Consider the following 24,113-nt stretch of genomic DNA (forward strand, 5'->3'; position numbering starts at 1 on the left):
AAGCCGGAAGGAATGACTTCGCTTCCGAACGCTGTACCTGTTGCTTTAAAACTATTTTACTTCTACTACTGCGCCAGCTTCTTCCAATTTTGCTTTGGTAGCTTCTGCGTCTTCTTTGCTTACTTTTTCTTTGATTGGTTTTGGTGCGTTGTCTACGAGGTCTTTAGCTTCTTTCAAGCCAAGGCCAGTGATTTCACGAACGATCTTGATAACGTTGATTTTGGAAGCACCAGCGCTAGTCAGGATTACGTCGAATTCGCTTTGCTCTTCAACAACAGCTGCTGCTGCGCCACCTACAACAACTGGAGCTGCTGCAGTTACGCCGAATTCTTCTTCAATTGCTTTAACCAGGTCGTTCAGTTCCAATACGCTCATGCCTTTAATTGCTTCCAAGATTGCTTCTTTACTCATGATTGAACCTCCATTTTATATTTAAATTTGTTTGTGTTAATGAATTACACTGCAAAGAGCAAAGGCTTACGCGCTTTGTTCTTCTTTCTCAGCAACAGCTTTAACTGCAAGTGCGAAGTTACGCACAGGAGCTTGAAGCACGCTAAGCAGCATGGACAGCAAACCTTCGCGGGAAGGAAGCTCTGCCAGTGCCTTAATTTGGTCCGCGTCGATGACACGGCCTTCTACTACGCCGCCTTTCAATTTCAAAGCGTCGTTTTTCTTGGCGAACTCGTTCAAGATCTTAGCCGGAGCTACTGCATCAGTTTCACTGAATGCGATCGCTGTAGGACCAGTCAGAACTTCGTCCAACTCAGTCAATTCAGCCGCTGCAGTTGCACGGCGAAGCAATGTGTTCTTCAGGACTTGAAAGTCAACGCCAGCTTCACGAAGCTGCTTACGCAGTTCAGTCACTTGGGAAACGTTCAAACCGCGGTAGTCCGCAACAACAGTAGTTACGCTACCTTTAAACTTAGCAGTAATCACATCTACTGCATCTTGTTTAGCTTGAATTACTTTTGCATTTGCCAATGTATACACCTCCTGAAAATTTATGTGACGGCGTTCCATCCGAGGAATCCGCGCCGTTCCTACGCAGGCATTAGAAAAGCCTCCGCAGAATCACGAAGGCTTGATAAAACGATAGCTACACGGCAAGCCGGGCAACCTCTTGTTTCTATCACAACACCTCGGTAGGAAATTAAGCCTTAGGGCACCTACTGTCTACGGTAAGCATATTCAAGTTCAAGAATGATACCTTAGTTCGTCACAACTGTTATAGATTATCAAAGATGACTGCAAGAGTCAATCCCTAATTATCTGAATGCAGTAGTGTTTACACGAGCGCTTGGTCCCATAGTGGAAGAAATCGAGATACCTTTAAGGTATACACCTTTAGCAGCAGCCGGTTTCGCACGGTTCAAAGCGTCGATCAGAGCTTTAAGGTTGTCATTCAATTTTGCTTCGTCAAAGGACACTTTGCCGATAGGCGCGTGAATTTGACCAGCTTTATCGAGACGGTATTCGATTTTACCGGCTTTGATTTCTTGCACAGCCTTAGTAACATCGAATGTAACTGTACCTGCTTTAGGGTTAGGCATAAGGCCTTTACCACCGAGCAGACGTCCCAGTTTACCGACTTCACTCATCATGTCAGGTGTAGCTACGCAGACATCGAATTCAAACCAGCCTTGTTGGATTTTGTTGATCATATCTTGATCGCCTACAAAATCAGCACCAGCAGCTTCCGCTTCCTTCGCTTTTTCACCTTTTGCAAATACAAGCACGCGTTGTGTTTTACCTGTGCCGTGAGGCAGGACAACAACACCACGAACAGCTTGGTCTTGTTTACGAGGGTCTACGCCCAGACGAACTGCTGCTTCAACGGTTTCGTCGAATTTTGCAGTCGCAGCCTTTTTCACAAGCTCTACAGCTTCTGAAGGCTCGTAAGTCGCTTCGCTGTTAATCAGCTTAGCAGCTTCTTGGTATTTCTTACCGTGTTTAGCCATGAAATGTTCCTCCTTTGTGGTAATAGCGGAATTTCCTCCCACGTATTGCGGTCATAATTGACCAATGCATCGAATACTTATTAGTCTTCGATTGTGATACCCATACTGCGGGCAGTACCTTCAACCATACGCATAGCAGCTTCTACGGAAGCAGCGTTAAGGTCGGGCATTTTTTGCTCAGCAATTTCACGAACCGCTGCGCGGCCCAGCTTAGCAACTTTTTTCTTGTTTGGTTCACCGGATCCTTTTTCTACTTTAGCAGCGATGCGAAGCAGAACGGCAGCCGGAGGAGTTTTGGTGATGAATGTAAAGGAACGGTCTTCAAATACTGAAATTTCAACCGGGATGATCAGGCCAGCCTGGTCAGCAGTACGAGCGTTGAATTCCTTACAGAATGCCATGATGTTGACACCCGCTTGACCAAGCGCCGGACCTACTGGTGGGGCTGGGTTCGCTTTCCCTGCAGGAATTTGCAGTTTCACCATTTTAATAACTTTTTTAGCCATGAGTGACACCTCCTTGCGTCAATAGTGGTCTTCGAACGCATTTAGCGCTCTCCCACAAGAAACCCTTGCGTTTTGTTATATTTTCTCCACTTGAGTGAAATCCAACTCCAGCGGGGTTTCCCGTCCAAACATGTTAACGTGTACCTTAACTTTACTCTTGTCAGCCAAAATTTCTTCCACGGAGCCCACAAAATTCGCAAATGGACCAACCATAATACGTACGGATTCCTTGATTTCGAAATCAATCTTCGCTTTAGGTTCAACCATACCCATATGCTTCAGAATTTGTTCTACCTCTTCTGGAAGCAGCGGTGTAGGTTTGGAACCCGAGCCTGTCGAACCAACAAATCCAGTAACGCCCGGTGTATTGCGAACAACATACCAGGAATCATCAGTCTGAATCATTTCCACCAAAACATAACCAGGGTAAACTTTACGCATGACAGTTTTTTTCTTGCCATCCTTGTTTACCAGTTCTTCTTCCATAGGAACAAGAACACGGAATATTTTGTCTTCCATGCCCATGGACTCAACGCGCTTTTCCAAATTGGCTTTGACCTTATTCTCATACCCAGAATAGGTATGAACGACATACCATCTTTTTTCCATACCAAGCCACCTGGAACCTCTCTAAATAATCGCTTCAATCACAGCGGAAATACCGATGTCCAGAACCCAGAAGTAAATAGCGACAACTATAATTGTACCAACAACGATCAATGTATAGTTCTTCAATTCCTTACGACTAGGCCAGCGAACTTTTTTGAGTTCACTCCAGCTTTCAGTGAAAAAGGAAAACATAGACTTGAAACTACGTTTCACGCCGACTACACCTCCCAAAGACTATCTGGTTTCGCGATGAGGAGTTTGCGAGTTACAATACTTGCAAAATTTCTTCATCTCCATGCGGTCGGGGTGATTTCGCTTGTTTTTGGTTGTCGCATAGTTTCTTTGTTTGCAACTTGTACAAGCCAAAGTGATAATTACCCGCATGATGTGCACCTCCCGAAGACGTCCTTCTAACGGTAAAATTAGAAGACGCAAAATTGATCCTAAAAAATGCCGCGAATTTAGGCCTACCTAAAACACTTTAGCATAATGTCAAGGCCTGTGTCAACGAAAGAATTGCCCTTCTGCACTGGGTATTTCCGGGTGTTATCGTCACGTGTTGTACCCTGCCTTTGGTCTTGTCTTTTCCACTGGTTATCGCTGTCATCCTTATCATTATGGAGCATTCCGACTGCGAATAAACCTGTCTGCACGGCATTCTAGCATTTTGCTGCAAAAGTTAAGAATCTTCCGTTCCGGTAACTATAACAAAATAATCAACCGGAAATTAAAATCCCACTAAAAAAAGACTCGTTTACCCGAGTCTCTCCTGTCCATTATATCATCAATTGTCACGCACTTCCAGATATCTTTCCAATTTACGCTTCACTCGCTGTAAAGCATTATCGATCGACTTCACATGTCGCTTCAAGTCCTCGGCAATTTCCTGATAGGAGCGGCCATCCAGATAGAGCATCAGCACTTTACGCTCCAGATCACTAAGGATCTCCGCCATCTTGTCTTCCAGCCCGATGAATTCCTCCTGATTAATAATCAGCTCTTCGGGATCAAGCACCTGAGACCCACAGATCACATCCATCAGTGTCCGGTCGGAGTCTTCATCATAAATGGGCTTGTCCAAAGATACGTAAGAATTGAGCGGAATATGCTTCTGACGAGTTGCCGTCTTGATCGCAGTAATAATCTGTCTAGTGATGCACAGCTCTGCAAAAGCCTTGAAAGAAGAAAGCTTGTCTCCCTTGAAATCACGAATGGCCTTGTACAGACCGATCATGCCTTCCTGGACAATATCTTCGCGGTCAGCCCCGATCAAAAAGTAGGAACGCGCTTTGGCACGTACAAAATTACGGTATTTGTTAATCAAATGCTCCAATGCGCCACTGTCGCCACCACGGAAAGCCTCGACAATATCTTCATCGCTTATGAAATCATACTCAGACAGCATTATTTCCTTGAGGTCGACACTCACCAAGAATCCCCCCGGCTGCAACGCAAGACACATCGTTACTTCGCGAAATATACGAACAGTATATATTATGTTACCTAAAAACGTCAACCGAAGTTTCCCCAAAATCAATCATGAATAGCATAATATGGGTTTACAATGACATATCCGGGTCAATTTCCGTATTATTTCATTGCCGCCGCCAATTTTCCAGCCTGCTGCGTACATCGGGTGGCAATTTATCCTCCAGGGAATGACGGGTTGAACCTGTGCTCCCCGGTTCTATGGCTTTCTTGACTTCCTTCTGATTCTCTTCCACTTCAAGCCGTAATTCCCTTGCCGAAACCCGAAGTGCTCCTTGTGCAAAAATAACATGCTGTTCCACAAAGTCGCTGGTGGCTACATAGATCTGCCGGCGACGGTGACTGAATTCACCGACCAACCGCTCTATGCATTCATCAGCTGTTTCTTTTTCCTTCGTGAAGTAGACCTGTACCTTGCCCTGCACGAACGAACGCCCCAGTCCCGGAACCCGGTAAGCATCAAAAACGGCGATAACCCGGCGGCCCGAATATGCCTGATAATCCGCGAGCAGATCCAGAAGTCGATCGCGCGCTTCCTGCATCCCCTTCATCGACAATGCCGCAAGCTCCGGCCAGCCGCCAATCATGTTATATCCGTCTACAAGCAGCACATCGCGCCAGTCGGCCATAGGCTATCCCTGCTGACGGCGGCGGCGCAGCACTTCGTACATCACTACGCCCGCAGCAACGGAAGCGTTAAGGGAATTGATTTTCCCGGACATTGGCAGCTTGAGCAGCACATCGCATTTTTCCCGAATCAGACGACCCATTCCCTTGTTCTCATTACCGATTACTACAGCTACCGGTCCTGTGAAAATATCCGAAGCATACAGATCCTGATCGGTATCGACGTCGGTACCCACAACCCATATTCCCTGTTCTTTCAAGCGATCGATAGTTTGTCCAAGATTAGTCACGCGCGCTACCGGAACATATTCCACCGCACCAGCCGAAGTTTTGGACACCGTCGCCGTAATTTGCGCAGAGCGGCGCTTCGGTACAATCACACCATGAACGCCGGTGCAATCCGCAGTACGCAGAATGGAACCGAGGTTATGAGGATCTTCGATCTCGTCTAGCAAAATGAGAAAAGGAGCTTCACCTTTAGCCGCAGCCGCGGCCAGCAAGTCATCAACCTCTACATACGCAAACGGCGCCGCTTGTGCTACTACACCCTGGTGCTGCACACCTGGAGCTAATTGGTCCAGCTTACGCTTGTCCACATGCTGAATCACAATCCCCGCTTTGCGGGCTTCAGCCACGATTGGCGCGGTCAGATGCTTTTGCGCAGTTTCGGCAATCCATATTTTATTCAGAGTACGTCCTGCACGCAGCGCCTCCAGCACAGAATGCTTTCCGGCCAATATTTCTTCTTCTGTTTTCAATTCTTCCATTTTTATTGCCTCCTGTTTGTGGTCATTCCTTACTAGATCATGGCCGGTTCTGCATAAACTCTATGCCGATGTGCACAATTTCCTGTAATCTTGCCTGCTGTCCCGTATAGTATAAATACCCGATCAAACATTCAAAAGCCGTAGCATGGCGGTATTCCAACACATTCGCATTTTTCGGGATCGATCCCGACTTTGCATTCCGTCCTTGGCGGGCAATATCCTGCTCTTCTTCAGTCAACACCGGCTCCAGATGTGCAAGAATGGCACACTGCGCCTTGGCCGACACCAGTCCCGTTGCCGTACGATGCAAATGATTCGGCCGCAGATTCGGCAGGGATACAAGGTATTGCCGGACGGCAACCTCATAAATAGCATCACCTACGTACGCTAGTACGATAGGTGAGAGGAGCCGCACCGGCTTGGATGGATCATACGGAAACCATCCTTCTATGTTCAATGTTTCTTCATCACTCATTTACGCCGCCACCGCATTCCCTGCGGAGTGTCTTCAAGGAGGATTCCCATAGCGCTCAGTTCATCGCGGATTTCATCGGAACGAGCCCAATTCTTGTTCTTGCGCGCCTCTGCCCGTTCAGCAATCAGCCGCTCCACTTCCTCGCCCGCTACTTCTTCTTCCACTTCAGACGTCAGGATCAATACTGTATTCATCTCATCAAAGGCCTTCAGCAGCGCAGCCAGATCGGCAGCAGCAGCGTTATTATCCGCCAAGGTCAGGTTCGCCAAGCTCACCCAATCGAATACAGCCGTAATGGCATCCGGCGTATTGAAGTCATCCTGCATTTTAGCATGGAACACCGCCAGAATACCGTCCAACTTGTCGTTGATTTCCTTGCTAGCCGTAGCGCCGTTCACAGTTCCAGCTAGTTCCAAACGATGCTTCACATTGCTTACCGCAACCGAAATCCGCTCCACACTTTTCTCCGCTGAGGCCAGCGCATCCATCGTGAAATTTAGCGGATTGCGATAGTGTGTGGAAAGCATGAAGTAACGGATCGCTCCCGCCTTGAAGCGCTCACGGATATCCTTTACCAGCAGGCCGTTTCCGAGTGATTTCGACATTTTCTCGTCTCCGATATTGACGAAACCATTATGCATCCAGTAGTTAGACAACGGCTTGTCAGTCAGGGCCTCAGTCTGTGCGCATTCGCATTCATGGTGCGGGAACTGCAAATCCTGTCCACCACCGTGGATATCCATAGTGTCACCAAGGAACTCGCGTGCCATAGCCGAGCACTCAATGTGCCAGCCTGGACGACCCGCTCCCCATGGGCTCTCCCAAGATACTTCTCCTGGCTTCGCCGCTTTCCAGAGTACAAAATCCTCGGGTTTCTCCTTGCGGGCGTCCACTTCCACCCGAATCCCAAACTGCAGTTCCTCCAGGTTCTGACGCGACAGCTTACCGTAATCTTTGAACTTGGCCGTCCGGTAGAACACGTCCCCGCCACTTTCATACGCAAAGCCCTTATCTTCAAGATCCTTAATGAATCCGATGATAATCCCCATACTATCCGTTACACGTGGATTCAGTGTGGCCGGCTTGACATCCAGTCCCTTAAGATCCTCGTAATAAGCGGCTATGAACATCTCCGCCACTTCAGCCACCGTAATGTTCATATCTTCCGCCTTGCGGATCATCTTGTCATCGACATCTGTGAAGTTCGTAACATACTGAACATCGTTGCCGAGCTGCTCCAGATAATTGCGAACCGTGTCGAATACGATAACCGGCCGGGCATTGCCGATGTGCATATACCCGTATACGGTAGGACCGCATACGTACATTTTTATCTTGCCCGGTTCCTGAGGCACAAACTGTTCCTTGCTGCGCGTCATAGTGTTGTAAATTTGCAAAGCCATCTCATTCCAATCCCTTCTGTTATCGCCGGATCCCCTTTTGAATACCGGTAAACTTAAATTTCATAATCGCCAATGTACTGCTGGCTTTCGAGACGCCGCTGCTCGGCCTTCTGTTTGTCTTCTGTACCGCCCAGCTGCTCCCGTATTTCTTCAATCTCCTTCTGCAAGAAGCGAAGTGAATCGACAAGCGGGTCTGGCATCTTCGTATGATCGAGCCGATCAGATACCCGTTCCCCGTTGCGTTTGACCACACGGCCCGGATTCCCTACAACTGTGCTATTGTTCGGCACTTCGCGCAGGACGACCGCATTGGAGCCTATATTGGAATTGTCGCCGATTCGGAAGGATCCTAATACCTTCGCACCGGAACCAATGACTACATTATTACCTATTGTAGGATGGCGTTTGCCCTTTTCCTTACCTGTTCCCCCCAGCGTGACCCCTTGATAGATGATGACATCATCACCAATCTCGCAGGTCTCCCCGATGACAATGCCCATGCCATGGTCAATAAACAACCTGTTGCCGATGACAGCCCCAGGGTGAATTTCCACGCCGGTCATAAATCTGCTGAATTGCGACACGATGCGCGCGAGTGTATAAAAATGACGCTTGAAAAAATAATGAGCGAGCCGATGACCCCAAATAGCGTGCAGACCTGCATAGGTGAAGACAACCTCAAACCAGCTTCGGGCTGCGGGATCATTGTCAAAAACGGCCCGAATGTCCGACTTGATATGCTTAAACATCGCGCTCCCCTTCTCTTGACTTCCTTGCCTCCTGCTTACAGGTCTGCGCGGAAGATAATGTCTTCTGGAACAACACCCGGTCTCTCTATAAAAAGCTTCTATAAGACCTATCCGGCAAATGTTCCAATTCCTTCACTAACTCTCTGCTCCAGCATATGCCGCATTCACTGATTTGACTGTCCGTACACGAACAATCATTTGTACACCCTAATGGAAAAATCAAATAAAAAACGTCCCTGCAGCATAACGCTGCAGAGACGTTAAAACGCGGTTCCACTCTGCTTGGACGGATTCCAGGCTGCCGTGAATATCAATAGCAGCGGTTCTTCGTCCCCCTTGACGTCCATAACGGGGACGTACCGGCGCAGCCTAACGGACCCTTGCAAAAGGACGCTCAGCCGTGCAGCTCACAGGCGCATGTTCCGTGGCAGACAAATGAATAACTCTCAGCCTGAAAAGATTGAACTCTTCGCGGTTATTCTCTCTGGCAATTGCCTTATTGCACGTACTTTTCCTGATCATAGCTATTAATAGTATTCTTCTATCTTAGCGAAAAGATGAAGGACTGACAAGGGGCAGTCCGCAATCACCCAGCAACGCTTAGGCGCCTTTAATCTGCGATTTCAAGCGTTCAATAACCCGATTTTGACCCAGCAGGGCAATGGTAGCATTGAGATCACGGCCATGAGTTTGTCCAGTCAATGCGACACGAATCGGCATGAATAGCGCTTTGCCCTTATGCCCGGTCTCCTTCTGCACTTCCTTGATTAAGGCAGCGATATGAGCTGCATTAAATTCGGAGGTGTTTTCGACCTTTGCCAGGAATGCAGATAGCACTACAGGGACTGTATCTTCCGCCAGTACCTGCACGGCTTCACTTTCCAGCTCCAGGTGGCTACGGAAGAACAGCTCTGACAGGCCTACGATATCGGAAGCGGACACCAGTTGCTCCTGATAGAGGGCAACAAGGCTTTCCGCCCAGGCTTGCTCTTCTTCGTTAAGTTCAGCAGGAAGTCTTCCCGCTTGCTGCAGATGAGGAATAGCCAGCGCGGCAATCCGCTTCGGATCAGCATTTTTAATATAATGGTTGTTCAAGTGGGCCAACTTGTTTGTATCGAACACAGCAGGGCTCTTGGACAATCTGTCCGACGTAAAGATGCGGATGAGTTCATCCTTGCTGTAGATTTCCTCTTCCCCTTCCGGCGACCAGCCGAGGAGAGAAATAAAATTGAACAGCGCTTCCGGCAGATATCCGAGCTTATCATACTGCTCAATGAACTGGATAACCGATTCATCACGCTTGCTGAGCTTCTTGTGGTTCTCGCCCACAATCAGCGTCATATGTCCGAATAGCGGCGCTTCCCAGCCCAGTGCTTCATAAATCATCAGCTGGCGCGGCGTGTTGGAGATATGGTCTTCCCCGCGCAGCACATGCGAGATTTTCATCAGATAGTCGTCCACGGTAACCGCGAAGTTGTAAGTTGGAATCCCATCTTTTTTCACAATAACAAAGTCGCCCATTTCCTTCGTATTGAAAGAAATACTGCCTTTAACGATATCATCAAAAGTGTACGTCCGGTCTTCCGGCACCCGGAAGCGGATGCTGGCTACACGTCCCTCGGCTTCAAACGCAAGGCGTTGCTCCTCGGTCAGATCACGATGCTTGCCGGAATAGCGCGGAGTCTCGCCTCGAGCTGTCTGCTCTTCGCGTTCTGCCTCCAGCTCCTCTTCCGTGCAATAGCAGTGATAAGCCAATCCACGGTCCAGCAAGTCCTGCCAGTGAACACGGTACAGATCCAGCCGCTCCGTCTGGCGGTAAGGGCCGTATTCGCCGCCTACATCAATACTTTCATCCCACTCAATACCGAGCCACTTCAAGTATTTCAGCTGGCTTTCTTCGCCACCGGCGATATTGCGCTTTACGTCCGTATCTTCGATCCGGATAATGAATTTCCCACCCTTGTTGCGGGCGTACAAATAATTAAATAACGCCGTTCTGGCGTTTCCGATATGTAAATGTCCCGTAGGGCTCGGTGCGTAACGCACCCGGATTTCATCCGCCATTTCAATCCCTCCGCTCATGTTGTTAAAAATAAAATTCCTGGTTCAGCCATCTCATGATGATATCACATCTTTAAGCAGACAGACAATAGATTGCGCTGCTATCCCCTCACCGCGTCCGGCAAAGCCGAGCTGCTCCGTGGTGGTTGCTTTAACGTTGACCTGAGTGCTCTCTGCACCCAGTACACGCGCGATAATTTCCGTCATTTGTGGAATATACGGTGCCATCTTCGGTTTTTGGGCAATAATAGTGGAATCGATGTTCCCAAGCTTGTATCCCCGCTCCCGTGCAAGCGCCCACACCTGCTCCAACAGTTTCAAGCTATCAGCGTCTTTGAAAGCCGGATCGGTATCCGGAAAATGGCGGCCGATATCTCCAAGTCCCAGTGCGCCCAAGATAGCGTCGCTGACCGCGTGCAGCAGCACGTCGGCATCAGAGTGACCCAGCAGCCCCTTTTCATATGGAATGGTTACTCCACCGATAATGCATGGCCTTCCTTCCACCAACTGATGCACGTCAAACCCTTGTCCTACAGCAATCATTTGTCTCCCTCTCCCCTGGTTCTTTCTGTGAATTCCGCAAAATCAAGATCTTCAGGCGTGGTAATCTTAATATTCCTGTAGCTACCCTCTACTACAGACACGGCAATACCGGCGCGTTCGGCCAGACTGGAATCATCCGTACCGAGAAACCCATCCTGCTCCGCCGTTTCATAGGCCATCAGCAAATCAGACAGACGAAAAGTCTGCGGGGTCTGAATCGCCCACAGACTTCGCCGATCCGGCGTAGACACCACGGTCCCTCCGCTGTCCACCTGCTTGATCGTATCCTTGACCGGAACAGCCAGCACAGCGGCTCCGCTCTGAAGTGCTTGCTGGTAACAGGCCTCAATCTCGCGAGGATGCACGAACGGCCGGACACCGTCATGAACCATTACCCATTCGGTGTTCAGTTGCAGTAGCCCTCTGTACACCGAGTGCTGTCGCTCGGAACCGCCTGGAACAATCATCTTAACCTTGTCCAGCTTATAAGCAGCTATCCATTCCTGGCATCGCTCCATATCCTCAGCCCCGGTAACGAGGACGATTTCCGAGATCCGCTCATGCCGCTGAAACACCTCCAGCGTATGTACAGCAATCGGCTTGCCCTCCAGCAGCAAGTACTGCTTGCTTTCTGCTGTTCCCATCCGTGTTCCTTTGCCTGCCGCCACAATCACGGCGCCTACACTGTTTGACATCCCCTAAGCTCCTGTCTTTCACGTATACCCCCATCATAACGTGTTTGACGGGCATTTCCAACCCATTTCAGAGCCTGCACTAGCAGATGTTCAGGGTTATTGCGCCTTCTCTAGCAGCTTCGGCTTAGCAAAGATCATCCGTCCAGCGGAGGTCTGAAGAACACTGGTCACCAGAACTTCCATCGTCGTGCCAATATATTCGCGTCCGCCTTCCACGACAATCATCGTTCCGTCATCGAGATAAGCCACTCCCTGACCATGCTCCTTACCATCCTTGATGACTTGCACAACAATTTCTTCTCCGGGCAGCACGACTGGCTTCACTGCGTTGGCAAGATCATTGATATTAAGCACGGATACTCCCTGAAGCTCACATACTTTGTTCAAGTTAAAATCGTTGGTAACAACTTTACCTCGCAACACCTTGGCCAGCTTGACTAACTTGCTATCCACCTCGGAGATTTCTTCAAAATCCCCCTCATAGATCAGGACTTTGACATCCAGCTCTTTCTGGATTTTGTTCAGAATGTCCAGTCCGCGTCGTCCGCGGTTGCGCTTCAGCAGATCAGAAGAGTCAGCAATATGCTGCAGCTCCTCCAGAACAAATTCAGGAATGACAATCGTTCCTTCGATAAATCCTGTCTTGCAGATATCGGCAATCCGTCCGTCAATGATAACACTGGTGTCCAGAATTTTATGTTCCTCCAGCCCACGGCCCTCTGGCTCGTCCGCTTGTCCGAAGCGACCGCTCGTCCACAGGGTGGCCAGCTCCTGCTTCTTCTCCAGCCCGATCCGCATCCCCATATATCCCAAGGCAATCGTAGCAACTACCTGAAGCAGCTGTCCGGCCTTTCCCAGCCAGCCCAGAGCGGGATGCAGTAAGATCGACAGCACCAGACCTCCGGTCAAACCAGCAGCCCCTGCGGCCAGCTCATTCATCGGTACACGTGAGCAGAACTGGACCGCCTCCCGCAGCTTAATACCTACCCATTCTGCGCTCAACGTTCCCGCAATCAGAAAAATAATGGCTCCCAGCACCGCGAATAAAATACTTCCCTCCACCGGCAGGCTATTTGCCAATCTCCCTGCACCTATAGGAAAACTTCTTTCTGCCGCATGATATAACGAATAACCGCCCCAGCCCCCGCAAATTGCGACGAAGGACAAAATTAACTTTTTCCACATCACTCGCGCACCTCCTTCTATATTCATCCTAAAATGCTGTATTCCTCACCAGTATGTTCCAATTTTTAGGACGATAATCGCAGGTGCAGTTATTTTTTCTACGCAATGTATTTATGCAGGGGAATTACAACGGGATGTCTTACTTCCGGGTTGAAAATAGTGGATGCCCTGTCATATAATGAACTCAATTACGAACCCAGGGGTGAATGGAAATGAGCGCACTAAGTTTACAGGCCTTTCAGGATCAAGTCTCCGAACTGCTGCTCCGTCACCGTAGTCTGCTGGATGTGCTGTCCAAGAACGGACAGAGCAGCGCATCCGTCAACCGCGCCGTTGTCAAAGCCATCACAGAATGCGGCTGCATACAGCTACATGCCACGAAACAGGTTTTTGAGCCCGGTGCTGGGCTAGAGCATGCTAAAGAACTTGCCGGTACCCACGTAGAGGGACATCTGTGTGAGAATTGCCGGGAAGTTATCGGCTCGGAGCTGGGCCGTGAGTTGTTTTATATGTCTGCCCTCTGTAATTTACTTGATATCAACATGGACGAGGTTGTAGAGAAGGAATCGCAGAAATGCGCAACGTTGGGATTGTTCAATCTATCCTGACCTCAAGCAATGGTGCCGTCTTCACTTCCCCTGTGTAATTCATGTTTCGAAACACCGCCATTTTATAAGGTTCCGCATATAACAAGAAAACGGATATCCCCCTTCAGTGGACGGTATCCGTTTTCTTGCATTTACGAAAAAAAAGACTCTGCTGTCCATTCAGGACCGCAAAGTCTTTCTCATACAGTTATATTCTACTCAGTAACCGCAGGCTCCCGCTGTTAGCCGTTCTTGGAATGATACACTTTATCTTCGGATCGTCTTCTGCGACGGTGACGGCGTCTTGCTGTCAAACGATCGAGATTCTGCTTGAAGCCGTATAACGCATAAAGACCCAGCAGCACGAAGATCAGCTTGGCAATTTGCTCAGGGAAAATCACGGCTACGGCCACGGCAACCACAATCACCAGCGGCGCACCAATAATAGCTTTCTTGGGCAGACCAATTTTTTTGAAATTCGGGTATTTCACCGTACTTACCATCAGATAAGATAAGAGCAATGTCGCCACAATCATGAATCCAGGGGACACATCTTTATGAAAAAGCGCCAGAGTGGCAACAACGCCACCAGCGGCAGGTATTGGCAAACCGATAAAATAGCCGGGAACTCCCGGGCGTACATTAAAACGGGCCAGGCGGAGTGCGCCGAACACCGGGAAAATGGCAGCAACCGTCCATCCTAATGCCGAATTGAGGTTCTGCAAACTCGTCATATACATGATCAAAGCGGGAGCAACCCCGAATGACACAATATCCGACAATGAATCGAGCTCCTTGCCGAATTCACTCTCACACTTAAGGGCACGAGCCACACGGCCATCCAGGCCGTCAAGTAGCATTGCAATAATAACCATGATCGCGGCCATGCTAACATTGCCATCCAGCGCCATCATGATCCCGAACATTCCGAGCATCAAGTTACCGATGGTAAACAGACTCGGAATTGATTTTTGTATCAAATTCTTCACCTCTACATTCTAACTTTGAGCCTCTACGTCACCAATATTACGTGATTGTATGATATTTACATTTGTCTGTCAATAAGCACTTGTTTCTGCAAACGTTTTAACCCTTCTTGGATATTGCGAGCTCGCACCTCGCCGATCCCGTCAACTTCGTCCAATTCCGCAATGCTGGCCGTCATAAGATTAGGGAGCATCTCGAAGCGCTCCACCAGATTGTGAATGATCACATTCGGCAGTCGCGGAATTTTGTTAAGCAGGCGGTAACCGCGTGGTGTCACCACTTCTTCCGAAGCAACGGCTGTGGAGGAATAACCCAACAGGCGAGCGATATGGTTATCGTCCATCAGTTCATCGTCCGACGCGCGTTTAAGCCCGGCAATAATTTCGCGGATTTTCTCCTCTTGCTCTTCCCTTGCATAGTCTCTGTATAAAAGCCATGCTTCTTCCTCTGTATTTCCGACCAGTTCTTCCATCTGCATGCTAATCAGACGGCCTTCATTGCCCAATTCGTTGATGTAGCGTTTGATTTCCATTTTAATCCGCAGTACCATTTCTACCCGCTGGATAACTCCAACCACTTCCGCTACGGTCACAATCCCCTCATATTCGGAAGCGGACAGGTTGGTCAGTCCTTGAGTTAGTACCGCTCTGTACTTCTCCAGTGTCTGAATGGCTTGATTGGCCTTCGCAAGAATAGCGCCAATTTCCTTCAGGGCATAACGGATAGAGCCTTGATACAGAGTAATAATATTCCGACGCTGGGAGATGGAAACCACCAATTTCCCCGTTTGCTTGGCTACGCGTTCAGCGGTCCGGTGGCGGATTCCTGTCTCAATGGAGGAGATCGAGGAGTCCGGGATTAGCTGTGTGTTGGCATACAGTATCCGCTTAAGATCCTCGCTTAGGATAATAGCACCGTCCATCTTGGCCAATTCATACAAATAGTTTGGCGAAAAATCGCAATTAATGGAGAATCCGCCGTCTACGACTGCCATCACCTCTGGGCTGTATCCAACGACGATAAGCGCGCCAGTCTTAGCGCGTAGTACGTTCTCTAGCCCTTCCCGGAAAGGTGTACCGGGTGCCGCCAGTCTGAGCAGATCATTCATATTATCTGATAGGTTTTCTTTCATGTCCCTGTGCCCCCTAATCTAACGCGACCGATAGTGCATCTGCTACGGTGCTGACGCCAATAATCTGAATATCCTGCGGGTGCTTCCATCCTTTCATGCTCTTCTCAGGCATGATGACCCGCCGGAAGCCAAGTTTCGCAGCTTCCTTAACACGTGTTTCCGCACGCGACACACCTCTCACCTCACCGGTAAGACCAACTTCCCCGAAGAATACATCATACGGTTTAGTCGAAATATCCCGGAAGCTGGAGGCGATGCTGACTGCCACGGCGAGATCAATCGCTGGCTCATCCAGCTTCACACCACCGGCTACGTTAAGATAGGCATCCTGGTTCTGTAAGAACATGCCCATCCGTTTCTCCAGTACAGCGATGATCAGCGCCATACGCTGGTGATCCATCCCGGTGCACATACGCCGCGGAGATGGAAAATGTGTCGCTGCAACAAGGGCTTGCAGCTCCACAAGTACCGGCCGGGTGCCCTCCATGCTGGCCACGACTGTCGATCCCGCTACTCCAAGCGGGCGTTCTGACAGGAAAAGCTCGGAAGGGTTCTCGACTTCAACGAGTCCCCCCTCACCCATTTCGAAGATGCCGATCTCATTGGTAGAACCAAAGCGGTTCTTGACCGCCCGGAGCAGCCGGTACGTATGATGGCGCTCCCCTTCGAAATACAGCACGCAATCCACCATATGCTCCAGCATCCGCGGTCCCGCGATAGCCCCCTCCTTGGTGACATGCCCTACAAGCACTGTGGCAATCCCGCGGATTTTGGCGATTCGCATGAATCTTGTCGTACATTCCCGAACCTGCGTAACACTGCCGGGTGCACTCGTGACTTCTGGTAAAAATACGGTCTGAATGGAGTCAATAACAAGGAACTGCGGCTGGATCTGCTCTATCGCTTCCTCAATGCTTTCCATGTTGGTCTCACATAGCACGTATAGCTCACCTGACAACGCCCCGAGGCGATCCGCTCGCAGACGGGTCTGGCGCACCGATTCCTCCCCAGAGATATACAGCACACGCAGCCCCTGCGTCGTTAAAGCATGTGAAGTCTGCAGTAGTAACGTGGATTTCCCGATACCGGGATCGCCGCCCACCAGCACCAGTGAGCCGGGCACAATGCCGCCCCCCAGGACACGGTTGAGTTCGCCAATGCCTGTCAGGATACGCGGCTCCTTGTCACTTTCTATATTTATGATCGACTGCGCTTTTTCTTTACTATGAAAAATAGGGGCGCTCATGCCCTGGGTTTTGACTACGCTTTCTGTTTCCTCCACCATGGAGTTCCACGCCTGGCAGCCTGGGCATTTCCCAAACCATTTGGGCGATTCATACCCGCATTCGGTGCAGTAAAACTTTGTTTTCGCTTTGGCCATGACTTCTCCTTACTGTCGGAACTTTTGTAAAAAGCAGAATATTTCCTGCCAATAAAAGTTTACCATTTCTGACCCTTGAACGAAAGGCTATTCCGAAAGCGATTTGCCCCGGTTTCCGTTAGGATTAGCGAGTTTCCTAAAAAGAATGCTTCCGCGCAAGTAGAACCGGCTTTGCCGTCCTCTAAGTGACGGTATCCGTTTCAGCCGGAACTATTTAAAAAAAGCCCCCAATTCTCTTATCGGAGAATTGAGGGCTTTTGTATAATAATTCTTATTCAGCTTCTACTTCTTTTTCCAATGACGGGTTTTCCGGCTTAACTTCCCGGTTGACGACAAGCTCGTTATCAACCTCATCAATGGTCAGCGAATCTCCTTTTTGGATATTGCCTTTCAGCAATTCCTCGGACAAACGATCCTCAATATGCTTCTGGATCGCCCGGCGAAGCGGACGAGCACCAAAGGCAGGATCATATCCTTCTTTGGCCAGGAATGCCTTGGCCTTATCTGTAAGGACAAATTCAACATCATATTCACGCAGCCGCTTGCGCAGCTCGTCGGACATCAAGGTCACGATCTCGGCAATATGCTTCTCTTCCAGAGAGTGGAAGACGATGATCTCGTCAATCCGGTTCAGGAATTCAGGTCGGAAGCTCTTCTTCAGCTCTTCCATAACCTTGCCCTTCATATTGCTGTAATCCGCTCCCGCATCTTGTACAGCGGTGAATCCAAGCGTCGAATTCTTCTTGATCGCCTGTGCCCCAACATTGGAGGTCAGAATGATCAGTGTGTTGCGGAAATCGACTACCCGGCCCTTAGAGTCAGTCAGACGACCGTCTTCAAGCACTTGCAGCAGAATGTTGAATACTTCCGGATGCGCCTTCTCGATCTCATCTAGCAAGACAACAGAGTAAGGCTTGCGGCGTACTTTTTCAGTCAGTTGTCCGCCTTCTTCATATCCAACATACCCTGGAGGAGCTCCGACCAGACGGGACGTGGAGTGCTTCTCCATGTATTCCGACATGTCGATCCGGATCACCGCGTTCTCGTCGCCGAACATTGCTTCAGCAAGCGCACGAGCCAACTCAGTCTTACCTACACCGGTTGGTCCGAGGAAGATAAAGGAGCCCATTGGACGCTTCGGATCTTTCAGACCCGCACGTGCCCGGCGGAGTGCCCGGCTCACAGCCTTCACGGCTTCATCCTGGCCGATTACACGCTCATGAAGCAGAGCTTCCATGTTCAGCAGGCGGTCGGTCTCTTCTTCTTTCAGCTTGCTAACCGGAATGCCGGTCCAGATAGCCACAACCTGAGCGATATCCTCAGGCGTAACCTCGGAATCGGTACGGCCTTGCTTTTCTTTCCACTGGTTCCTAGTGGTATCCAGTTCCTCGCGGATTTTCTGTTCGGTATCGCGCAGCGCAGCCGCTTTCTCGAACTCCTGGCTTTGTACCGCAGCATCCTTCTCTTTGCGAATATCATCCAGGCGGCTTTCCAGTTCCTTCAGATTCGGCGGAATCGTGTAGGAATTGAGTCTTACCTTAGAGCCTGCTTCGTCGATCAGGTCGATCGCTTTGTCCGGAAGGAACCGATCTGGAATGTAACGGTCAGACAACTTAACTGCTTCAACTATCGCTTGATCCGTAATCTTCACACGGTGGTGAGCTTCATAACGGTCACGCAGTCCGAACAGGATCTGTACAGCTTCCTCTGGAGAAGGCTGATCCACCGTAATCGGCTGGAAGCGGCGCTCCAAGGCAGCATCTTTCTCAATATATTTGCGGTATTCGTCCAGCGTGGTTGCCCCGATGCACTGCAGCTCTCCACGGGCCAAGGCCGGTTTCAAGATGTTGGAGGCATCAATAGCACCTTCCGCCCCACCTGCACCAATCAGAGTGTGCAACTCGTCGATGAAGAGCACGATGTTACCTGCTTGACGAATCTCGTCCATAATTTTCTTCAGGCGGTCTTCGAACTCACCGCGGTATTTGGTACCGGCCACTACGGAACCCATATCCAGGGTCATGACACGTTTGTCACGTAGGGTCTCGGGAATCTCATTGTTGATGATTTTCTGAGCCAGGCCTTCAGCAATAGCTGTCTTACCTACCCCAGGCTCACCAATCAGCACCGGATTGTTCTTGGTACGACGGCTAAGCACCTGGATTACACGCTCAATCTCTTTGCTTCGGCCGATAACCGGGTCAAGGTTGCCATCCTTGGCATAGGCCGTCAAATCACGGGCCAGACCATCCAGCGTTGGTGTGCTAACATTAGCTGGAGTACCACTGTGGCTGGAAGCCGCCTCACTGCTGCCCAGAAGCTGCAGCACTTGCTGGCGGGCCTTGTTCAGGCTAATGCCCAGGTTGTTGAGTACGCGGGCTGCTACGCCCTCTCCTTCACGGATAAGTCCGAGCAGGATATGCTCCGTGCCGACATACGTGTGACCCAGCTTGCGGGCTTCGTCCATCGACAGCTCGATAACTTTTTTGGCGCGAGGAGTATAAGCAATGTTCGTAGGCTGTTCTTGGCCTCTGCCAATCAGTGTTTCCACTTCGTCTTGAATCTTCTCAAGACCCAGACCCAAACCGATTAATGCTTTTGCGGCAATTCCGTCTCCTTCGCGAATAAGCCCAAGCAAAATATGTTCTGTCCCAATATTGTTGTGTCCCAAACGAACGGCTTCTTCCTGCGCCAAAGCAAGCACTTTTTGTGCGCGTTCCGTAAATCTTCCAAACATCATATCTCCTGCACCTCCATGAATATTAAATATCTATGATTAATGTTGTGATCCCAATGTTTCGCGGAGCAGCTTCGCCCGATACATATCGCGCTCAGTAGATGTCATCTCGTCGCCAAACATTTTCTGCAAAAATCCAGGCTGTGTCTTGACATTCAGCTCGTTAAGCACGGAGAGCGATGGTCCTTCTAGGATACCCAGATCAACACCAAGCCGGACATCCGACAGACGTTGAGCAGATTCCTTGAGTTCCATCACTGCTGCATAGGACAAAATACCGTAAGAACGCATCACCCGGTCGGTAATCCGCAGCGCTGAATCGGCCAGCAGACGCTCACGGGCATTTCGTTCATGCTCGATAATCTGAGTTACTACGCTATGCAGGTTCTCAATGATCTCACTTTCAGTTTGTCCAAGGGTAATTTGATTGGAGATCTGAAAGATGTTCCCTACTGCTTCGCTGCCTTCACCATAAATTCCTCTTACGGTCAATCCCACCTGATTCACTGCCGAGAGAATGCGGTTAATCTGATGCGTCATGACGAGAGCTGGCAAGTGCAGCATCACGGAAGCCCTGAGACCTGTTCCAACATTCGTTGGACAGCTAGTGAGGTATCCTCTTTTATCATCAAAAGCGTAATTCACCGAAGCCTCGAAGATATCGTCAATGGCTGCGGCACGCTCCCATGCTTCCTTGACATGAAGTCCGGGGAAAAGACACTGAATCCGCAAATGATCCTCTTCATTGATCATAATGCTGACCGACTCGTCTTCGTTCAATATTACGGCTCCGCCGCGAGAATCATTGGCGAGATTGGGACTGATAAGATGCTTCTCCACCAGTACCTTCTTATCCAGCTCCTCCAGATCATCCAGCCTCAATAGCTGAAAGGTGCCAAAATCTGCTGCCGCCTCTCCCTGAAACACAGGACTAAGCTGTTCCAATACCTCTTCCGATTGCTCGGCAGATGCAAGTAGAGGGAAAGGGAGATGCTGCAAATTACGGGCGATTCGCATACGACTGCTGATGACAATCTCAGAATGGTCACCGTCGCTGCGCATCCAGTCACTAAGTGCTTTTTCGGTAAAACGGAGACTTGACATGTCATATCCCCCCTATATATCAAAGACTTTACTCTTGTGCGATTTCTTTTTCAAGCTCACGAATCTGATCCCGCAATTGAGCCGCGGTCTCGAACTCTTCCTGGGCGATACTCTGCTGCAACTGCAGCTTCAACTCGTCGATTTGACGTCTGAAGACGATCCGAGTTCCAGCGCGTTTCGGAATCTTGCCCACATGTGCTGTGCTACCATGCACACGCTTGAATAGCGGGTCCAAGGCATTGTTGAAATATTTGTAACAAGAACTGCAGCCGAAGCGGCCAAGTTTGCTGAACTGGGAGTAAGTCATTCCACAATTCTCGCATTGCAGACTTTGTGTGGTCTTCGCTGCCGCAGTCTTCTCCTTACCTGCCCCTTCGAGATCAAGCAGACCAGAGAGCAAACTGTGAATAGAGAAACCTCCGGCTGTTCCCGGAATCAGTTCTCCCTTTTCCCGCGCGCAGCTCTCACAAATATGAAATTCCGTCTTCTCTCCATTCACGATTTTGGTAAAATGGAGCGTTGCCGGCTTGGCGCCACATTCCTGGCATAACATGAGGTACAGTCCCTCCCTTGGGATTGACGTTTATTTGCCCAGTAAAGAGATTAGCATAGCCTTCATAAGCTTGGCACGAATCTCATCCCGGTACGGAAGCTTAACTGTCAGGCATTCCCGAGAAATGGCAGCACGCATAAGGCATGCTTCCCGCTGACTCAGAAAACGGGCTTCCTCCAGCTGATAAATTAGCCCTTCGGCAGTATTTTGGTCAATTCCGGCCCCAATTGTGTGATTCAGATGAGTATGCAAAGCCACATTCTGGGGTAGCTCAAAACGCTGAATCCGGATATAACCGCCGCCTCCGCGCTTGCTCTCCACGATATACCCTTTTTGCAGAGTAAAGCGTGTACTGATGACATAGTTGATCTGTGACGGCACGCATGAGAACTGGTCCGCCAGGTCATTTCGCTGGATTTCCACCGTACCTTCGGGACTTTCATGCAAAATATTCTTCAGATATTGTTCGATAATATCGGAGATATTACGCATCACTCATCCTCCAGTATTCCATTCTTGATGTTGCAATATTGCCATTGAAAGAGTGCCAACAGTCCAATCAAAGAATCCTGACCATCATAGCCACTTCATGATAAGGTACAAACACTATAGTGTGACCTTAGCGTTCGAAGTTACATACCTTGTAAGTCAGTGGGAAGTTCAAACACCTCTTATTTTGGTTTGCGTTGACTTTGACTTTCTTTGACTTTTTTAATATTATAACATATTTTTTTGCAATGCCAAGTGCCTACTCTTATTTTTTACAAAATGTGATCATTGTATTCGAAGCTTGAGCGTAAAATCGTTTCATTGTGGGATGTAAAAAGCTCTTCCACAGCGATTGCCATGAAAGAGCTTGAGTCTTTATATGAATGATTAGGATTAGAAAAAGTCAAACAAAGCGGTCTTCTGTACCGGGATAATATCCTCCAGCCATTGTACTCCTGTCTCACTACCGGTTATCCTGCCTACCTTAGCCATTTCTGCCGGACGCTTATAGCCGAGCAGCAGTACCGTTAATGTTCCAATATCGAGGACCACATCCCCTTGCGAGTGCTCGCCTTCAATCTTTTTCAAAGACGCCGCCCCTCGATCTGTAACCTGCCATTCCCAAAGTCCATGATTCCACGGTGCATGCTGGTCCTCGATGAATACCTTTGACTGACCAGAAAGAGCGAATTCATTAAATGAATACTCCTCTACAAAAGCCTTAGCATTCACAATGCGGCCCATAAAATAAGGATGGTTCTCCTGGGTAATTCGGGGATCCGGCAGCAGGAAAGGCAGAATATCATCACTTGGAACAAACTTTAGCGATGCCCCAGTCACCATAGAGTCATGATTAGCCAAGAAGGTCCATAGAGCTTGCCGCGAGGCTTCATTCAGATAAACAAACTCCCTGATAATCAACTCTCTATTCTCTACCCTATACAGGATATACCCTTCTGGATCACCTTCTGACGAATAAAAGACCGCATGATGTGTATTCTCATTTAGCACGGAATGTTCCCACCAGTCTTTGCTGCGAACCAGAGTTCCATTATATTGGGAGGCAAAACGCTCATATAATTGTTCAAGCTTCTCAAGGTCCTCGCGCACATCGCGGCGGACACTACCTTTAACGTCAATTTTTCGAGGGAACTGCGAGACAGGAATCGTATAATTCTTGGTCTCACAATAAATCTCCCAGCCAAATTTACGATAGAATGGAATCAGGAAAGGGTGCAAAAAGGACAACGTTTGTCCGGCTTCATTCATCGTCTCTAGCGTATGAGACAACAATTGAGCTACAAGGCCTTGTCTGCGATTTTCCGGCCATGTGGATACACCGGCAATTCCCCCCATAGACACGGTACGGCCTTGTAAGTTGACCTGCAGTGGGAGCAGCGTCAGCATTGCGCTAAGACTACCATCCTCAAAGATTCCCCAAATCCGTTCCGGTTTGAATCTTTCTTGTTTCTTTTTTCTATCTTCGATGGAAAGTTTATACTGAAAAGCATATTGGGATAAGCTTACGCTATCCTCAAATTCAGTGGAATTCAATTGCCTGATCTCCATTAACTCACCTCATCTGTACAATAATCGATCTAATGTGAGTATACAGGCATCCGACTTTCATTGCTATTTCAGTGAAAAAATCAGAGTATATCAACAACTTATCCACAACTCTATACTTCGAAACTTTCTTCTTAACGATTAAACCTCATCTATCCCAAGAGTTATCCCCGATTTACCGGATTTTATCCACATATTCAAGTTTTTATCCACAAAAACCGTGTATTACTGACCTTTTTACTTGACGATACCATTTAAATATGCATTGTATCCACAAAAATGAGACAATCTACTTTGCAACATTGTGTCCACATGTGTGTAATTTTTCTGTCTTTTTCTCAAATTATCCACAACATTTCCACAGGTCTGCACAACGCAAAAAACCATTGTTGAAAACTCAACAATGGTTTGAATTGCTTGGCGGCGTCCTACTCTCCCAGGACCCTTCGGTCCAAGTACCATCGGCGCTGGAGGGCTTAACGGTCGTGTTCGGGATGGGTACGCGTGGAAC

26 protein-coding genes, 1 rRNA gene and 1 other annotated feature are annotated in these 24,113 nt (G+C 49.0%); of the genes, 1 reads left to right on the forward strand and 26 read right to left on the reverse strand.

Translation table 11 applies throughout. From position 1 onward, the window contains the following. Nucleotides 1-51 precede the first annotated feature (51 nt). The 17 genes from rplL to ACFORK_RS27735 all read right to left on the reverse strand — a co-directional run bounded on the left by rplL (nt 52) and on the right by ACFORK_RS27735 (nt 13,066). The gene (rplL, locus tag ACFORK_RS27655; RefSeq protein WP_379205210.1) at nt 52-411 is read right to left on the reverse strand and encodes a 50S ribosomal protein L7/L12; all 360 of its coding nucleotides are present in this window, start codon (nt 409-411) and stop codon (nt 52-54) included. Between the two features lie 66 nt (nt 412-477). Then, nucleotides 478-981 carry a 50S ribosomal protein L10 gene (rplJ, locus tag ACFORK_RS27660; protein WP_379205212.1) on the reverse strand — a complete coding sequence of 168 codons (504 nt, stop codon included), beginning with the start codon at nt 979-981 and terminating at the stop codon, nt 478-480. 63 nt (nt 982-1,044) lie between these two features. Further along, nucleotides 1,045-1,197 (reverse strand) — a sequence feature (ribosomal protein L10 leader region). A 68-nt stretch (nt 1,198-1,265) separates the two neighbouring features. Further along, entirely contained in the window at nt 1,266-1,958 is a 693-nt protein-coding gene (gene rplA / locus ACFORK_RS27665) for a 50S ribosomal protein L1 (RefSeq protein WP_175370355.1), read from the reverse strand. An 80-nt stretch (nt 1,959-2,038) separates the two neighbouring features. Beyond that, nucleotides 2,039-2,464, reverse strand: coding sequence for a 50S ribosomal protein L11 (gene rplK, locus ACFORK_RS27670; RefSeq protein WP_379205215.1), 426 nt, complete (start codon nt 2,462-2,464; stop codon nt 2,039-2,041). A gap of 75 nt (nt 2,465-2,539) precedes the next feature. Then, the gene (gene nusG / locus ACFORK_RS27675) at nt 2,540-3,073 is read right to left on the reverse strand and encodes a transcription termination/antitermination protein NusG (protein ID WP_379205217.1); all 534 of its coding nucleotides are present in this window, start codon (nt 3,071-3,073) and stop codon (nt 2,540-2,542) included. 21 nt (nt 3,074-3,094) lie between these two features. Beyond that, on the reverse strand, nt 3,095-3,286 hold the full coding sequence (secE, locus tag ACFORK_RS27680) for a preprotein translocase subunit SecE (protein WP_379205219.1): 192 nt from the start codon (nt 3,284-3,286) through the stop codon (nt 3,095-3,097). A 21-nt stretch (nt 3,287-3,307) separates the two neighbouring features. Next, nucleotides 3,308-3,457 carry a 50S ribosomal protein L33 gene (gene rpmG, locus ACFORK_RS27685; RefSeq protein ID WP_076099620.1) on the reverse strand — a complete coding sequence of 50 codons (150 nt, stop codon included), beginning with the start codon at nt 3,455-3,457 and terminating at the stop codon, nt 3,308-3,310. A gap of 400 nt (nt 3,458-3,857) precedes the next feature. After that, entirely contained in the window at nt 3,858-4,502 is a 645-nt protein-coding gene (gene sigH, locus ACFORK_RS27690; protein WP_066367714.1) for an RNA polymerase sporulation sigma factor SigH, read from the reverse strand. Nucleotides 4,503-4,668: 166 nt separating this feature from the next. Continuing rightward, the gene (locus tag ACFORK_RS27695) at nt 4,669-5,190 is read right to left on the reverse strand and encodes an NYN domain-containing protein (RefSeq protein ID WP_379205222.1); all 522 of its coding nucleotides are present in this window, start codon (nt 5,188-5,190) and stop codon (nt 4,669-4,671) included. Between the two features lie 3 nt (nt 5,191-5,193). After that, nucleotides 5,194-5,955, reverse strand: a complete 762-nt coding sequence (gene rlmB / locus ACFORK_RS27700; RefSeq protein WP_379205224.1) for a 23S rRNA (guanosine(2251)-2'-O)-methyltransferase RlmB — start codon at nt 5,953-5,955, stop codon at nt 5,194-5,196. Nucleotides 5,956-5,992: 37 nt separating this feature from the next. Further along, nucleotides 5,993-6,430 (reverse strand): Mini-ribonuclease 3, encoded by a 438-nt coding sequence (locus tag ACFORK_RS27705; RefSeq protein WP_379205226.1) that lies wholly within the window; start codon nt 6,428-6,430, stop codon nt 5,993-5,995. After that, on the reverse strand, nt 6,427-7,833 hold the full coding sequence (cysS, locus tag ACFORK_RS27710) for a cysteine--tRNA ligase (RefSeq protein ID WP_379205228.1): 1,407 nt from the start codon (nt 7,831-7,833) through the stop codon (nt 6,427-6,429). The genes ACFORK_RS27705 and cysS overlap by 4 nt, the downstream gene beginning before the upstream one ends. Before the next feature lie 53 nt (nt 7,834-7,886). After that, entirely contained in the window at nt 7,887-8,582 is a 696-nt protein-coding gene (gene cysE, locus ACFORK_RS27715; protein WP_066367735.1) for a serine O-acetyltransferase, read from the reverse strand. Nucleotides 8,583-9,182: 600 nt separating this feature from the next. Then, nucleotides 9,183-10,646 carry a glutamate--tRNA ligase gene (gltX, locus tag ACFORK_RS27720; protein WP_379205259.1) on the reverse strand — a complete coding sequence of 488 codons (1,464 nt, stop codon included), beginning with the start codon at nt 10,644-10,646 and terminating at the stop codon, nt 9,183-9,185. Between the two features lie 51 nt (nt 10,647-10,697). Next, nucleotides 10,698-11,186 (reverse strand): 2-C-methyl-D-erythritol 2,4-cyclodiphosphate synthase, encoded by a 489-nt coding sequence (gene ispF, locus ACFORK_RS27725; RefSeq protein WP_379205231.1) that lies wholly within the window; start codon nt 11,184-11,186, stop codon nt 10,698-10,700. Beyond that, complete coding sequence (gene ispD, locus ACFORK_RS27730) at nt 11,183-11,881, reverse strand: 2-C-methyl-D-erythritol 4-phosphate cytidylyltransferase (protein WP_379205234.1); 699 nt, start codon at nt 11,879-11,881, stop codon at nt 11,183-11,185. Before ispD ends, ispF begins: the two co-directional genes overlap by 4 nt. 96 nt (nt 11,882-11,977) lie before the next feature. Further along, the gene (locus tag ACFORK_RS27735; protein WP_379205236.1) at nt 11,978-13,066 is read right to left on the reverse strand and encodes a PIN/TRAM domain-containing protein; all 1,089 of its coding nucleotides are present in this window, start codon (nt 13,064-13,066) and stop codon (nt 11,978-11,980) included. A 212-nt stretch (nt 13,067-13,278) separates the two neighbouring features. On the opposite strand from ACFORK_RS27735, the gene ACFORK_RS27740 reads away from it, so the two are divergent. Further along, a complete protein-coding gene (locus ACFORK_RS27740; RefSeq protein WP_379205238.1) occupies nt 13,279-13,674 on the forward strand; it encodes a nucleoside triphosphate pyrophosphohydrolase family protein in 396 nt (131 codons plus the stop codon). 221 nt (nt 13,675-13,895) lie between these two features. On the opposite strand, the gene pssA is transcribed toward ACFORK_RS27740, so the two are convergent. From pssA to rrf, 9 genes are all read right to left on the reverse strand, one after another. Beyond that, nucleotides 13,896-14,633, reverse strand: a complete 738-nt coding sequence (gene pssA / locus ACFORK_RS27745; protein WP_379205261.1) for a CDP-diacylglycerol--serine O-phosphatidyltransferase — start codon at nt 14,631-14,633, stop codon at nt 13,896-13,898. Nucleotides 14,634-14,698: 65 nt separating this feature from the next. Continuing rightward, entirely contained in the window at nt 14,699-15,772 is a 1,074-nt protein-coding gene (gene disA, locus ACFORK_RS27750) for a DNA integrity scanning diadenylate cyclase DisA (protein WP_379205240.1), read from the reverse strand. Between the two features lie 13 nt (nt 15,773-15,785). Beyond that, nucleotides 15,786-17,153: a DNA repair protein RadA gene (gene radA / locus ACFORK_RS27755; protein ID WP_175370366.1), complete on the reverse strand. Its 1,368-nt coding sequence runs from the start codon at nt 17,151-17,153 to the stop codon at nt 15,786-15,788. Between the two features lie 271 nt (nt 17,154-17,424). Then, nucleotides 17,425-19,893 (reverse strand): ATP-dependent protease ATP-binding subunit ClpC, encoded by a 2,469-nt coding sequence (gene clpC / locus ACFORK_RS27760; RefSeq protein WP_379205243.1) that lies wholly within the window; start codon nt 19,891-19,893, stop codon nt 17,425-17,427. A gap of 36 nt (nt 19,894-19,929) precedes the next feature. Further along, nucleotides 19,930-20,994: a protein-arginine kinase McsB gene (mcsB, locus tag ACFORK_RS27765; RefSeq protein ID WP_379205245.1), complete on the reverse strand. Its 1,065-nt coding sequence runs from the start codon at nt 20,992-20,994 to the stop codon at nt 19,930-19,932. 28 nt (nt 20,995-21,022) lie between these two features. Further along, nucleotides 21,023-21,547 (reverse strand): protein-arginine kinase activator protein McsA, encoded by a 525-nt coding sequence (gene mcsA / locus ACFORK_RS27770; protein WP_379205247.1) that lies wholly within the window; start codon nt 21,545-21,547, stop codon nt 21,023-21,025. A 30-nt stretch (nt 21,548-21,577) separates the two neighbouring features. Continuing rightward, nucleotides 21,578-22,039, reverse strand: coding sequence for a CtsR family transcriptional regulator (locus ACFORK_RS27775; RefSeq protein WP_379205249.1), 462 nt, complete (start codon nt 22,037-22,039; stop codon nt 21,578-21,580). A gap of 390 nt (nt 22,040-22,429) precedes the next feature. Further along, the gene (locus ACFORK_RS27780) at nt 22,430-23,605 is read right to left on the reverse strand and encodes a GNAT family N-acetyltransferase (RefSeq protein WP_379205251.1); all 1,176 of its coding nucleotides are present in this window, start codon (nt 23,603-23,605) and stop codon (nt 22,430-22,432) included. A 412-nt stretch (nt 23,606-24,017) separates the two neighbouring features. Next, nucleotides 24,018-24,113: ribosomal RNA gene (gene rrf / locus ACFORK_RS27785) — 5S ribosomal RNA — on the reverse strand; the annotation flags it as partial.

This window comes from Paenibacillus sp. GCM10012306, from assembly GCF_042649265.1.
Classification (GTDB): Bacteria; Bacillota; Bacilli; order Paenibacillales; family Paenibacillaceae; genus Paenibacillus_AQ.